This window comes from Pseudoroseicyclus tamaricis (assembly GCF_012070395.1).
GTDB lineage: Bacteria > Pseudomonadota > Alphaproteobacteria > Rhodobacterales > Rhodobacteraceae > Pseudoroseicyclus_A > Pseudoroseicyclus_A tamaricis.
Genome location: NZ_JAAFYS010000002.1, coordinates 682869 through 696199, shown reverse-complemented (window position 1 = coordinate 696199; position 13331 = coordinate 682869). Strand labels below are relative to the sequence as shown.

Sequence of the window (13331 nt, the reverse complement as noted above, 5' to 3'; positions counted from 1 at the left end):
AAGGACAGCCGGCAATGAAAGAATTCTGGGGCAGTTTCGTCAAGCTGGTTCCTCTTGGAGCGCTGAGGATACTCGGGATCGGGCTGGCGTTCCTCCAAGCGGTTTTCCTTGCACGATTCTTTGGCGCGGAGGTCTACGGCATCCTGACGTTCTCGATGTCGATCATCGCCATCATCGGGCTGGTCTTCAGCTTCGGCATGAACGAATTTCTGATGCGCGAGATTGCGGCGCGGGGCCTCACCGCGGCCCGTAAAGACAGGGAGTTGCACGGAATGCTGAGGTTCGCAGCGTGGACCGTCTGTCCGGCTGCCGTCGTTATCACAATGGGCGGCATTGCGCTGTTCGGGTTAATGGACCTTGGGGGGCCCTACGGGCTGGCCCTGCTGATCGTAACGGCCACCTACCCGATCCGGGTGGTGCGACAGTTTACCGAGGCGCTGGCCGTCGCGGTCAAGAAGCAGGCACTGTCGATCCTGGGCAGCAAGATCGCGTTTCCCATCATCATGATCATCGGAACCCTCGCCTATGCCGAGGGGGGGGGCGCCTCGTTCACGACGCCGGGCATCATCCTGCTTTACGCCCTGGCGATGTTCATCTCGACGGTCGTCGCGGTCGCGCTTGTGCGGCCCGACATCCGGACCCTGTTCACCGACAGTCCCGACCCGGCACGGACGGACACCCGGCGCGTGTTCGTCTCTGCCATGCTGATGGGCGCGGTGATGTCGGCCAACCTGATCATCCTGCATATGGACACCATCCTTCTTGGCACGCTTGCCAGCCCGGAAGAGGCGGCCTATGCGCGGGTAGGCCAGAAACTGGCCGAGGCCATCGGCCTTATTCTGGTGATCGCAATGATCCAGTACCGGCCCCTGCTGGCCGAAACCCACGGTCAGGGCGACCGGGACGGGCTGGCCCGCCACGTTGACACGCTGTCGAAGTTACTGTCCGGGTTCGGGATCGCCAGCTTCGCGGTCATGGTCATCTTTGCGCCCTTCTTTGCCATGCTGTTCGGTCCCGAGTATGTCACGGCAATTCCGGCCCTGCGGGCCTATGCCTTCGGCGCGCTGGCGCTGATGCTGGCCGGTCCGGGGACCTTGCTGCTGATGATGACGGGGCGCGAGGCGATCGCCTCGCGAATCCTTTGGACCGTTCTGGTGTGCAATCTGGTGCTGGATCTGATCGCGGTCCCCAAGTTAGGTGCGTTCGGCGCCGGGCTTGCCACCGCGGTCAGCCAAAGCCTTCTCGCCGTGCTGACAGTTCAGGCATGTCGGAAACATACCGGGCTGGATCCCAGCATTCTGTCCTATCTCCGCCGCGCCCCGGGCGGCTAGGACCGAGCACTGTGGCCATCGAGCCGGTTGCGGTGTCCACATCCAGAAGACTAGAGGCGCCAGGAGGACACAGTGAGGACGACGATGATTTCGAACACTATTCTGGTGACCGGCGCACCCCGCAGCGGCACAACCCCGATGGGCGATGCCCTGAGGCATCTTCCGGGCGCCGTGTCCTTGTACGAACCTCTGGGGCTCTCGGGCGACGGCCGTGTCACTGTCCGTTTTCCGATCCCAGGCGAGCCGGCGTTCACAGAAGAGACCTTTGGCGAGGTACTTGAGGACATGCGGCGTTTCCGCTTGCGCTTTCATAAGCAACGGCGCCCGGTTGAGCGGGTCGGCTGGATGCGGGCGGCGGCGGTGCGCGTGGTCGGCACTCGCGCCCTGATGAGCCAGCGGATCGCCCGGCTGACGCCACGCAAGGATACCTTGATCTGGAAGGATCCCATGGCGGTGTTCTGTGTGCGGCACGAGGCTTCCCACGGGTTTCGTAGCGTTATCACCGTCCGCCCGCCGCTGGCGCAGGCGGCTAGCTACAAGCGGCTGGCGTGGCGGCCGCGCACGCGCGAGATTTACGACCGTTACGCAGCCCGGTTCGGGCCTGTGCCTGAGGTCGCCGACCGACTTGACGAACTCGAATACGAGGACGTGGGATCAAGCGCGCTACTGTGGCACCTTATTCATCGCCATCTGCTGCGGGTGACCCCGCAAGAGGCGGGTCACGTGCATTTCTTCGCGCCCCAGGTGCGCGGGCAGGACGATCAGGCCGCCTTTGACGCGGTCTTTGACTGGCTCGGGCGTACAATGCCGGCGGCGGTGCGTCACAACCTTGTCCGGCGTGCCGCAGCAAGCGGGTCGGGGTCGCCGAAAGAGCGGCGAGTACACGACTGGAACCGGACTTCGGCGCAGGCCAACACCTACTGGAAAGAGGTGTTGACGGAGGACGAGGTTGCGCTTGTCGAGGATATCAACGGCGGGCTTTGGGACGAGGTTCGGGCCCACATCATCGCGCATTGCTAACTGGCAAACTGTGCCGCCCGCCGCATGTGCCGGGGGAGGGGCGCTCGCGATTTGGCGGCGGGCTGACCGTCGAGGCATAAAAGAAGGGCCAGTCGGTGTCGCTGGTGTGGCCGTTTCCCTTGGTGGCGCGAAGCGATCCGGCAGGATCATGTCGCCGCCGTGGGGTTACGGGCAGCGGCGGCGCACGAACTCGCCTCTGAACAGGCGTGCTAGTGTGGACGGCTCCTCAGCCTCACAGTTTCTAGGATTGCGAAATACTGACTCCGAACTAATAAAAGAGATCGATGAATCCCACCCATCTAAACTCACCCTCGATACGGTGGCGCCTTCGGTATCTTCGCTTGTCGTATTTGTTCGCTGCCTTGCGCGACTTTCGAGGCGGAATGCATTCCCGAATTTTGCTTTCCGGCAGAGACTTGCGAAATCAGTCGGCGTCGTGGCCGGGCGGCGAGAAGCCAGGCTGCTTGCGGAAAGGGGCAAGCGCTCTTGTAGCTGACCTGACCGGCAGTCAGGAAGAGGCGGACGGGTCGGCCCTTCTCGTCGGTGACGGCGTGAAGCTTGGTGTTCATGCCGCGCTTGGTGAGTCCGATCAGGCTTCCACGCCCCTTTTGATCCTCCAAGCTTGAGGCCGTGCGGTGCGCCTTCAGATAGGTCGCGTCGATCATGATGGCAGTCGGCCTGCTCGGCGGCGAGCCGCTCCATGAGCTTGGCGAACACCCCCATGTGGCTCCATCTGATCCAGAGATTGTGGAGCGTCTTGTGCCGTCCGTATTCGCGTGGCGCATCCCGCCAACGCAAGCCATTACGATTGATGAAGATAATGCCGCTCAGCACGATCTTATCATCCACGCGGGGTCGACCATAGGACTTGGGAAAATAGTGCCGGAACCGCTCCATCTGCGCATCGCTCAACCAGTAAACATTACTCATCGTCAGCCTACTTTTGATGAAGCCTGAACCATGCAGCGCCGTCCTGATCAATGGGTCCTGAGCCTAGCCTGCCGCGCGACGCGAACCCATACCGGCCGCAGTTAACTCTCTGATCCGTCCTATTTCTTCGGCCTTGCAGCTAGCCGGCTCGTTAAGAACCAGAGGTGGGTTATAGGAAAAAAAACTCTGCTCAGTCGACATCGCGGACAGCATGTTCAGCGGATCGCTCTGAGCAGAGTTCTATGCCAGCCGCTCCGTGATCGACCAGACACCCCCTCTGACTCCTCATCGCCAAACCCACCGGTGACCCAAGACGAAGTGAATCACGAAAAAGCTCGCTCAGAGCGAGGACTCCGGAGCTGCGCACAATGCGATGCCGTCTATGTCGGGCATTCGTCCCATCTCGAAGCGGACGGCCGGTGGGGGGCAGGCCACACAGCGCAATAACCCCCGCGGCCGGATTGACACGGGTGGGACCAGAGCGATCTATCGGCAGTGAATGGGGTACCGGGGGGTAGGACATGACCCAGTTCGACGCGGATTCGGGTCTGCTCGACATGCTGCGGCAATCCGGTGACGGAGCCCTCGATACGACGGGCGACCGACGGTCGCTGCCCCGCGGGGCCCGGCTGATCGAGGCGGGGGCCGAGGCGGAGTCCCTCTATTTCGTGCTGAAGGGCCGGTTCGAGGTGCGCGTGAACGGCCGGGTCGTGGCCGAGATCGTCCCGCCCCAGTCGGTTGGCGAGATCGCCTTCCTGACCGGGGGCACCCGGACGGCCGATGTCGTCGCCGCGCGCGACTCCGAAGTGCTCGAGCTGGATCGCTCGACCTTCGACGGGCTGGTCGCCCGCGCGCCGCAGATCAACACGAATCTCACCGCCTGGCTGGCCCGGCGCCTCGCCGCCGCAACCGCGCGTCTGCCCTCGCTGGAGCGGCCGGTCCCGCGCGTGACCTGCATGCTGGTGCCGGAGGATACGCCGGACATCGCCCTGGGCGCCTTGCGCAGCATGATGGAGGCCGAAGGGCCGCTGCGGGTCGTGGATTCCGCCGATGCGGCGGTCCAGTCGTCCGGCGCGCCCGGTGCGGCGCTTCTGGATGGCGAGGATCAGGCGCCGCGATCGCTTTATATCGCGCGGTCCGATAGCGAACTCTGCCGCGCGATGGTCCGGCAGTCGGACGGGGTGGTGATCCTGGGGCCCCTTGCCGCGCCCCGCCCGGCCGAGGGGCTGTCGCAGCTGGCCGCCGAGATGCACGAGCCCGAAGCGCGGCGCCTCGTGCTCTGGCGCAACGGCGCGGAGATCGCCGGCGCGCGGTCGTGGCTCGACACGTGGGAGGTGACGCAGCACTACCACCTGCGCCTCGATGACACCGAGGCGCGCAACGAGGATGCCGCGCGGATCGCGCGCTTCCTCTCCGGGCGCGCCCGGGGTGTGGTGATGGGCGGCGGCGGCGCCCTCGGCTGCGCCCATCTCGGCGTGGCGCGGGCCCTCGCCGAGGCGGGGATATCCGTGGATTACTGGGGGGGCACCAGTGTCGGCGGTGCCATGGCGGTTGCGCTCGCCTCCGGGCTTGAGGCGGCCGAGATCATGGACCGGACCGACGAGATCTTCGTGCGCAACGCCGCGCTGTCGACCTTCGCGCCGCCGGTCTACGGGCTGCTCGATGCGCATGTCTTCGACCGGCAGCTGCGCCTGCACTATGGCGAGACGGACCTCGCGGATCTGCCCGTTCCCGTCTTCACCGCCGCCACCAGCCTGACCCGGAACGACCTGCATCTCTTCCGCACCGGGCCGTCGTGGGAGGCGGTGCGGGCCTCGGGCTCGCTGCCGATGATGCTGCCGCCCTTCATCGCCGAGGACGGCGAGGTGCTGGTGGACGGCGGGCTGACGGACAACCTTCCCCTCGCCGCGATGAGAGAGCGCAAGACCGGGCCGAACCTCGTCATCAACCTCACGCCGGATCAGGAATATCGCGCCCGGGCCCCTTATGCCGATCTGCCGACGCGGATGTCGACGCTGGCGCATCTGGTCACGCGCCGGCGCACCGGGGTCCCCAAGCTGATGGCGGTGATGTCGCGCGCGATGGTGGTGGCGTCGCGCCGGACGATGGCCCAGACGGATCTTGGCGACGATGTGCTTCTGGCGCTGACCCCGGTCCGCGGCATCGGATTGATGGACTGGAAGCGCGGGCGCGAGCAGGAAGCCTCGGCCTATGCCCAGGCCCGGGCCGCGATCGAAGAGGGGGCGCTGGATCCGTTCATGGGTCATGGCACGGGGCAGGGCACGGAGCAGGTCACTGTGCAAGCCACGGGGCAGGGCGCCGGGCCCCTCTAGATGACCTCGTCCTGGCGCGCCATCCGGGCGCCGGACCAGGCCTGCCGGGCCCGGGCCTCCTCGTGCAGCAACGCCGTGTCGTCTCGCGACGGGGCGTGATGGGACAGCAGGATCGCTGCGACGTCGGTCCTGCGCGCGAGGCGGATGCAGGCTTCCCAGCAGCCATGGCCCCAGCCGGCGCGCGCCGGGGCTTCTTCCGGCGTCCATGCCGCGTCCATGACTGCAACGCGGCATCCCTGCATCAGGCGGCAGACCCCGGCGTCGATCCGGTCGTCGCCCGGTTCGTGATCCAGCAGGACGGCCACCGCCTCCGCCCCGTCCGATATCCGCACCCCGGTCGCCCCGCCGGGATGGTTGAGCGGCGCGGTCTCGACCGACAGCCCGCCCACCCGAAGCGTCGCGCCATCCGCGATGGGATGCCCTTCGATCCGCCCCCTCAATCCCGACAGGGGCACCGGAAACCACGGGGCGCGCAGCAGCTCGCCAAGCACGGCGGCCGGGTCGGGCCCGTATCGTTGCGACAGATGGACCCGCACCAGCCCGTCGCCCCGCAGCAGCTGCGGCAGGAACGGCAGGCTGATCACGTGATCCAGATGAAGATGCGACAGGATCAGGTCGATCTCGACATGGCCCTCCTCCAGGAGGGCTGCCCCTGCCGCCGCCGCGCCGCTTCCCGCGTCGAGGATGACGGCCGATCCGGCGCCGCGGGCCACCGCGCAGATCGAGGCCGTCCCGAATTCCGCGGAGGACCGGGCGCCGGGCAACGAGCCGCGAGCGCCGTGTATCGTCAGGTTCAGCATCGCCTTCGATCCCACTCCACCGCGACCGCGACGCTCAATGAGCGCCCGGTTCGAGGGAGATGACAAGCAGCGTCTGGTCGTCGCGCGCGCCCCGGTCATCGGTCCACTCGTCGACGAGGGTCCTCGCGGCGTCGGCGACCGCTTCGGGTCCCCCCGGCGCCGCGGCGGCCAGCGCCTGGCTGAGGCGCCTCCACCCCAGACCGTGACCGCGCGGCCCGCCGGGTTGATCGGTGATCCCGTCGGTGACGAGGACGACCATCCGTCCCGGGGCGGGGGCGATGCGCTGTTCCGCAACCACTGGGGCGGGCGGCGTGTCGGGATAGCCGAGGCTCAGCCGGTCGCCGCGCAGGCGCTGCACCGTTCCGTCCCGGTCCAGCATCAGGATCGACTGGCGGGCCAGCGCCACCAGAAGCCCGCCATCCGGCGTGCGGCGGCAGATCGCGCCGTCGAACCCGTCGACCCCGGCCCCCACGTCGTAGTCGCGCGTGCGCTGGGTCAGGCGACGCCGCATGCCATCGGACATCCGGGCCAGAAGCGCCGCCGGCCCCGCTTCGGCACGGGCAGCAAGGGCGGCGTCGAGCTCGGCGGCGACCAGCATCGTCAGCAGCCCGCCCTGAACGCCGTGGCCGGTGCAATCCGCCATCGCCAGCACCGCGCCGCCGGGGCCGTCCGCGACGAGGCGGTACAGATCCCCGCCCACGCTGTCGCGGGGCCGCCACAGCACGGCATGCGCCCCGAAGACGGCGGTCATGGCGGCCGGGTCCGGCAGCAGGGATTCCTGCAGGCGCGCGGCGTAGCCGATGTTCTCCATGATGGCCTCGTGGGCCTCGCGCAGCGCCCCGGTGCGGGCCGCCTCGCGGTCGAGCATCGCGTTGTAGGTGCCGACGAGGCGCCCGATCTCGTCTTCGGTGCGCACGTCGGCATGTTCGGGGCGCCCGCGATCATAGGCCGACATGGCCCGCGAAAGCTGCCGGACGGGCCGTTCGACGAAGAGGAAGAACCCCGCCGCGCCGCTGGCCAGCAGCAAAAGGCCGAGGCCCGCGGCGAGGCCGGCCTGCAGGATCGTCTCTTCGTGGAGGCGTTGCCGAAGCACCGACTCGTCGATCCTGACGGTGAAGGTCGCCCCCTGGATCGCGACGGGGGGAGACAGGTCCAGCCCCTCCCGCATCGGTCCGCAGCCGATCCGGGGCCATGCGGCAAGCAGCTCCTCCGCCCCGCGCAGCTCGGCGCAGATCGCGTAGGGGAACGACGCGAAGACCGCCAGCACCTCGGAGGCGCGGGTCTGTTCGCCGTCCGCCGCGAGGGCCGCGGCAGGACGGGCCAGCTGCGCGGCAAGCGTGGCGACCTCGGTCGCCGCCTCCGAAACGACCCGGGTTCGGACCCGTTCTCGGTAGGTCGCCAGCACGGCGGCCGACAGGATCGCCCCTACCACGATCGACCAGACCGCGTATTTGACGAAGATCCGGCGGCGCAGGAAGCCTGTCACACCGAGGCCATCACATGTCCTTCGACATCGCCGTCTCGAGCGAGGCGCGGTCGTTCAGCAGCGCCTGCACCACCGTCCACTCGCCCTCGACCTCGCGCACCAGGAAATCTGCTGTGACCTGCTCCCCCGTCTCGGTGACCATTTCGGAACAGACGAAATAGTCGTCCCCCACGGTCACGATCATCGGATGCACGTTGGCGGGATAGACGGTGCGCATCTCGTCCGCGGTGGGATCGAGATAGGTATAGGCGCCGTCGACGAGGACCGAATCGACGTAGGACAGCATCGCGCCCTGCAGGGCCACGCGCATTTCGGCCGAAATCTCGGCGAGGGCCGGGCCGGGCAGGGTCAGGGCGCCGATGCCAAGAGCGGCGGCGGCGAAGAGCGATAAAAATTGCATGGAATGCCTCGCAAAGGAAATTTCGATAGGCAGAACAGTAGCGCGCGTCCGATGCGGGCGATAGGGTTTTGCCTGAGGATCGGCGCAGGGGGGAGACGAAAAAGGATGCTGGCGCAACGCACCTACGACCTGAGAGCCGACCTTCAGAGCCGCGGGGTGATCTTCGCCTATTCGGGATATGTGACCGACGACATCCTCAGCGGCGTGGGCGGAGCGCTGCGCCGCGAGATGGCCTCGCAGGATGCCGCGCGGCGGACGATCCGCTCCGTCTTCACCGTCTTCGTGGAGCAGATGCAGAACGTGATCCGCTATTCCGACGAGCGGCTCGACACCGGCGGCGAGACGCTGAGCTACGGCATCCTCGCGATTAGCCGGGAGTCGGATGCCTATGTCGTGCATTCGGGCAATGTCGTCTCGGCCCCCGAGGTCGCGCCCCTGCGCGAGAAGCTGGAAAGCCTGAGGGGCATGGACGCCGCCTCGCTCAAGGCGGCCTACAAGATGCGCCTGCGCGACGGCGAGACAACGGCCGGGGGCGGTGCCGGCATCGGCCTGATCGAGATCGCCCGGCGCTCGACGACGCCGGTGGGGTTCGACTTCCTCAAGATGGAGGACGGGCGCACGTTCTTTGCCATCGAGGCCAGGATCGGAGGCGACGCGTGACATCCATGCCCGACGATATCCGCAGGCCCGCCGGGCCGCGCACCCCGGCGGTCGACTTCCTCTTCTCGGAGGGGGCCTTGCGTCTTGAAGGGGAAAGCTACCCCGAGGATGTCACCACGCTCTACGGCTCCGTCCTCGCGGCGGTGGACGACTGGCTGGCGACCGAGCCGCCCAAGGCCCGGCTGGACGTGGCGCTGTCCTATTTCAACTCGTCCTCGGCAAAGGCGCTGATGATGCTGCTGGAACGCCTCGACGCGGCCGCCGGGCGGGGCACCGCCGTGGAGGTCGTCTGGTTCTTCGATGCCGAGGATGAGGGCATGGAGGAGCTCGGCGAGGAGTTCGGCGAGGATCTCGAACATGCGGCGTTCCGGCTGGAGCCCGTCCCCGCGGCGACATGAGCCACTCCGACGACCTCTTTGCGCGGGAGGTTGCCCTGCTCGAGCGGATCGACGCCCGGTTGGCCCATGACACCGCGGAGACGGACGCCGACTTTCGCGAGCTTGCCGACGGCTATGCCCGCCTTCTGAAGACCCTGCGCCGCCTGATGCGGCTGTCAGACCGCAACGAGCGCGCCCTTGCCGAGCTGGCCGAGCGGCACGAGGCCACCGCCGCGGATGCCGCGGACAAGGCGCGCGCGCTCGAGCTTCTGTCGGCGAAACTGGGGAAATACCTCAGCCCGCAGGTCTACGCCTCGATCTTCGAGGGGCGGCAGGACGTGCGCCTGACGGCCCGGCGGCGCAAGCTGACGGTCTTCTTCTCCGATCTGGTCGGCTTCACCGAGCTGACGGACCGGATGGAGGCGGAGGACCTGACGCTTCTGCTCAACACCTACCTGACCGAGATGGCCGAGATCGCGGCGGCCCACGGGGCCACGATCGACAAGTTCGTGGGCGATGCGGTGATGTGCTTCTTCGGCGACCCGGACACGCGCGGCGTGGCCGAGGATGCCCGGGCGGCGGTCGCGATGGCCATGGCCATGCGCGCCCGGCTGGAAACGCTGGCCGACCAATGGCGCCGCGAGGGCCTGCTGGAACGGCTGGAGGTGCGGATGGGGCTGCACACGGGCTATTGCGCGGTGGGAAATTTCGGCTCCGAAGCGCGCATGGACTACACCATTCTGGGCGGGACGGTGAACTTGGCCGCGCGGCTGGAAAGCGCGGCCAAGCCGGGCGAGATCCTGATCTCGCGCGAGACGCGGGTCCACCTGGGGCATGACGTGCCTTGCGAAGCGGGCGGCGCGCTGGAGGTGCGGGGCGTGGCGTACCCGGTCGAGACCTTCAAGGTCGGGCGTGCGCAGGAACACGCCCGAGTCCTGGCGGACACGCCGCACCTGCTGCTTCGCATCGACCCCCGCGCCGCAAGCCCGACCGCCCGCGCCGAGGCCCGCGCCGCCCTCTCCGAAGCCCTTCGCGCGATGGAAGACGACTAGACCGTCGTCACCTCGGTCCCGCAGCCTCTCGGGGCTCCGACGACCCGAGCGGGTGGAGGCGTGGCTGTAAGAGCAGGACGAGCGGGAGTTCTACCTCTCCGTCATCACCCTCGGCGAGTTCGAACGCGGCATCGGGCTGCAGGCCGCGAAGAACCCGCCCTTCGCCGCCGACCTCCGCCGCTGGCTGGAGCGGACATTGACGCTCTTCTCCGACCGGCTGCTGCCCTTCACCGCCGAGGGTGCGGTGGCTTGGGGCGGCCTCTCAGCCAAGCTCGGCCATCCGGGCGCCGACCTGATGATCGCCGTGCAGCCGTTGGTGCGGGAGGCTGCCGTGGTGACCGCCAATGTCTCCGACTTCACGCCGAGCGGCGCGTGGCTGGTGGACCCGTTTCAGTAGGGCAGGGGCCTCAGCCCATCCGGTCGGAGGCGTAGGCGCCGGGGCTGGCGGGGAAGACGACCGTCTTCTCCTTGTTCAGGAATACGCGGTGCTGCGCATGGGCATGCACGGCCCGCGCCAGCACCTGCGCCTCGACATCGCGGCCGAGGGAGACGTAGTCGGACGGGCTCTGCGCATGGGTGACGCGGGTCGTGTCCTGCTCGATGATCGGGCCCTCGTCGAGATCGGCGGTCACGTAGTGGGACGTCGCGCCGATGAGCTTCACGCCGCGCTGGAAGGCCTGCTTGTATGGGTTGGCGCCCTTGAAGCTGGGCAGGAAGGAGTGGTGGATGTTGATGATCCGGCCCGACATCTTCCGGCAGAGGCTGTCCGACAGGATCTGCATGTAGCGGGCCAGCACGACGAGCTCGGCGCCCGAGTCCTCCACCACCTGCAGGAGCTGCGCCTCGGCCTGGGTCTTGTTCTCTTTCGTGACCTTGATGTGGTGGAAGGGCAGGTCGTGGTTCACGACCACCTTCTGGTAGGTCATGTGGTTGGAGATGACGCCGACGATTTCGATCGGCAGCGCCCCGATCCGCCAGCGGTAGAGCAGGTCGTTCAGGCAATGGCCGAAGTTCGAGACCATGATCAGCACCTTCATCCGGTCGGCGCTGTCGTGGATGCCCCACTCCATGTCGAAGCTCTCGGCGATGGGGCCGAAGCCGGTGCGCAATGTCTCCAGCGGCGTGCCGGTCTCGGCCTCGAAGCTGATGCGGGCGAAGAAGCTGCCGGTCTCGGTGTCGTCGAACTGGGCGGCATCGGTGATGTTGCAGCCCTGTTCGGCGAGGAAGCCGGAGGTGGCGGCGACGATCCCGCGCCGGGCGGTGCAGTGGACGGTGAGGACATAGGTCATGGGGCGGTCTTTCAGGTCAGGTCTGCGGGCCGGTCGGCTGTGGCGGCCACTTTGGGCGGAAAGCGGGGGCGGTGGAAGGCGGTTTGCGACGTCGGAGCGCTGTCGGCGACGGAGGGGGCGGGATGCGGGGTGGTGCCTTTTGGGGGGAGGCCGCTCTGCGGGGCGACAGACGACATCTGGCCCGGGGGAGAGCGCGTGCTTTCAGTCATGAACATGGTGGTCTGTCACCCGCGCGCCTGACGTCGAAGTCGATATCGTCGTTGCCCCGTCCTGCCGGCACCGCCACGACGGGTGCGATGGCGCTGAACTGCTCCTATTCCGCGCCAGTCATGCCCGAGCACAGGCGATGACGCCGGGTCGATCGCCGCGATAGCCTCGAAATCAATCAGGCCGCCGATAGTGACGGGGTGTTGCGTTGCGTAGTCCTGTGCTCAGGGCCGCAGGGCGTGGTCATGGAGGCCGAACCACATGCGCGCGGTCAGGGGCTGTCCGCTAACCGCCAGCATAGTGTCGGCGCCGGCATGATCGATTGTCGCCACCCGATCGGCCTGGCTGGCGGTGGTTCCGAAGCGAGGCAGGCCGGTCCTCGCTGTCTCGCCCCCGGACCGCGGCGATCCGGGGGCGAGAGCGGTTCACATGTGGGCGCGGTGGCCGCGGGTCACTCCGGCACCGCGGTAGCCGGGTCACCGTCGATGGCCGCGGCGATCCGGGGCTCGAGGTCCTCGAGCACAAAGGGGATGCTCAGGAGTGAGGCGTGGCTGAACGCGCTGCTCAGAAGCACGTCGGTGAAGACCTCGCGCCCCTCCTGATAGGCCGTCAAAGCAGGGCGCAGAGCGAGCCCCTCGATCTTGTCGCGCTGGCCCGCCGTTTCGTCGATCATCCAGATCAGCACATCGGCATCGATGATCTGAAGCTCTTCCTCCGAGAAGGTCACGGCGAACTTGCTGCCCGTGGCCAGCGCCTGCACCGGCTCCGGCAACGACAGGCCGAGGCGCGACAGAAGGAGCGGGCGAATATCCTCGCCGGTATAGGTTCCGGGCGTGTCGCCGTAGTAATAGGCCACGGCGGCGGTCTTGTCGGCCCAATCGGGGTGACGGGCGGCGATGGCCTGCATCTCGGCTTCGATCTCGGCCACCTGTGCCTCGGCTTCGTCGAGCCGGCCGACGGCGGTGCCGGCCATCAGGGCAAGCTCATCCCAGGGCAGGGAGAAATCGCCGACACCCTCGGGGACGGCCACGACAGGGGCGATGAGCGACAGGCGCTCGTAGTCCTGCGCCGTAATGCCGGACCAGAGCGCGACGATCACATCGGGCTCTGTCGCCGCGATCTGCTCGAAGTTGAGGTCGCCGCGCAGGATCTCCGGCTCGCTTTCGAGAAGCTCATCGGCCCAGGGCCAGACGGCATTCTCGTAATCGCCGTACCAGTAGCGGATGGCGACGGGCTGAACGCCGAGCGCCAGCAGGTTGTCGGCGCCGTTGTAATCAAGGCTCGCCACCCGCTCGGGCGGCTCCTCGATGATGCTCGTGCCGAACTTGTGCTCGATGGTCAGCGGATAATCCTGCGCCATGGCCGGCGCGGCCAGCACGGCAAGCGCCGAGGCGCGAAGAAGAAGGGGCATACCAGGTCCTTTCAAGCGGGTATTCGGGGTCGGGG

General features: G+C 67.6%; 12 protein-coding genes and 1 pseudogene. 7 read left to right on the top strand and 6 right to left on the bottom strand.

Translation table 11 applies throughout. The annotated features are described in order from the left end of the window. Positions 1 to 14: 14 nt before the first annotated feature. Positions 15 to 1331, top strand: coding sequence for an oligosaccharide flippase family protein (locus GY170_RS09735; RefSeq protein WP_163892765.1), 1317 nt, complete (start codon positions 15 to 17; stop codon positions 1329 to 1331). Between the two features lie 72 nt (positions 1332 to 1403). Next, complete coding sequence (locus GY170_RS09730; protein WP_163892762.1) at positions 1404 to 2351, top strand: hypothetical protein; 948 nt, start codon at positions 1404 to 1406, stop codon at positions 2349 to 2351. Positions 2352 to 2661: 310 nt separating this feature from the next. Here GY170_RS09730 and GY170_RS09725 read toward each other — a convergent pair. Beyond that, positions 2662 to 3281 (bottom strand): annotated as a pseudogene (locus GY170_RS09725) (IS5 family transposase); the annotation flags it as partial. Positions 3282 to 3802: 521 nt separating this feature from the next. Here GY170_RS09725 and GY170_RS09720 point away from each other — a divergent pair. After that, positions 3803 to 5614 (top strand): patatin-like phospholipase family protein, encoded by a 1812-nt coding sequence (locus GY170_RS09720; protein WP_163892756.1) that lies wholly within the window; start codon positions 3803 to 3805, stop codon positions 5612 to 5614. Here the strand turns inward: GY170_RS09720 and GY170_RS09715 are convergent. Genes GY170_RS09715 through GY170_RS09705 form a run of 3 tightly spaced genes read right to left on the bottom strand, consistent with a single transcriptional unit; the run spans position 5611 to position 8300 of the window. Beyond that, positions 5611 to 6414, bottom strand: coding sequence for an MBL fold metallo-hydrolase (locus GY170_RS09715; protein ID WP_163892754.1), 804 nt, complete (start codon positions 6412 to 6414; stop codon positions 5611 to 5613). The two genes, GY170_RS09720 and GY170_RS09715, sit on opposite strands and share 4 nt — an antisense overlap. 34 nt (positions 6415 to 6448) lie before the next feature. Beyond that, on the bottom strand, positions 6449 to 7900 hold the full coding sequence (locus GY170_RS09710; RefSeq protein ID WP_163892751.1) for a SpoIIE family protein phosphatase: 1452 nt from the start codon (positions 7898 to 7900) through the stop codon (positions 6449 to 6451). Between the two features lie 10 nt (positions 7901 to 7910). Beyond that, positions 7911 to 8300 (bottom strand): hypothetical protein, encoded by a 390-nt coding sequence (locus GY170_RS09705; RefSeq protein WP_163892749.1) that lies wholly within the window; start codon positions 8298 to 8300, stop codon positions 7911 to 7913. Positions 8301 to 8405: 105 nt separating this feature from the next. Here GY170_RS09705 and GY170_RS09700 point away from each other — a divergent pair, with 105 nt between their 5' ends. From GY170_RS09700 to GY170_RS18650, 4 genes are all read left to right on the top strand, one after another. Further along, complete coding sequence (locus GY170_RS09700; RefSeq protein ID WP_163892747.1) at positions 8406 to 8960, top strand: SiaB family protein kinase; 555 nt, start codon at positions 8406 to 8408, stop codon at positions 8958 to 8960. A gap of 5 nt (positions 8961 to 8965) precedes the next feature. Continuing rightward, a complete protein-coding gene (locus GY170_RS09695) occupies positions 8966 to 9358 on the top strand; it encodes a DUF1987 domain-containing protein (protein ID WP_163893825.1) in 393 nt (130 codons plus the stop codon). Beyond that, complete coding sequence (locus GY170_RS09690) at positions 9355 to 10389, top strand: adenylate/guanylate cyclase domain-containing protein (RefSeq protein WP_163892745.1); 1035 nt, start codon at positions 9355 to 9357, stop codon at positions 10387 to 10389. The genes GY170_RS09695 and GY170_RS09690 overlap by 4 nt, the downstream gene beginning before the upstream one ends. A gap of 196 nt (positions 10390 to 10585) precedes the next feature. Continuing rightward, positions 10586 to 10786, top strand: a complete 201-nt coding sequence (locus GY170_RS18650; protein ID WP_328800491.1) for a PIN domain-containing protein — start codon at positions 10586 to 10588, stop codon at positions 10784 to 10786. Positions 10787 to 10796: 10 nt separating this feature from the next. Here the strand turns inward: GY170_RS18650 and purU are convergent, their stop codons facing one another. Both purU and GY170_RS09675 read right to left on the bottom strand, forming a co-directional pair. Next, on the bottom strand, positions 10797 to 11678 hold the full coding sequence (purU, locus tag GY170_RS09680; protein ID WP_163892743.1) for a formyltetrahydrofolate deformylase: 882 nt from the start codon (positions 11676 to 11678) through the stop codon (positions 10797 to 10799). A 658-nt stretch (positions 11679 to 12336) separates the two neighbouring features. Then, a complete protein-coding gene (locus tag GY170_RS09675; protein WP_163892740.1) occupies positions 12337 to 13296 on the bottom strand; it encodes an ABC transporter substrate-binding protein in 960 nt (319 codons plus the stop codon). Positions 13297 to 13331 lie beyond the last annotated feature (35 nt).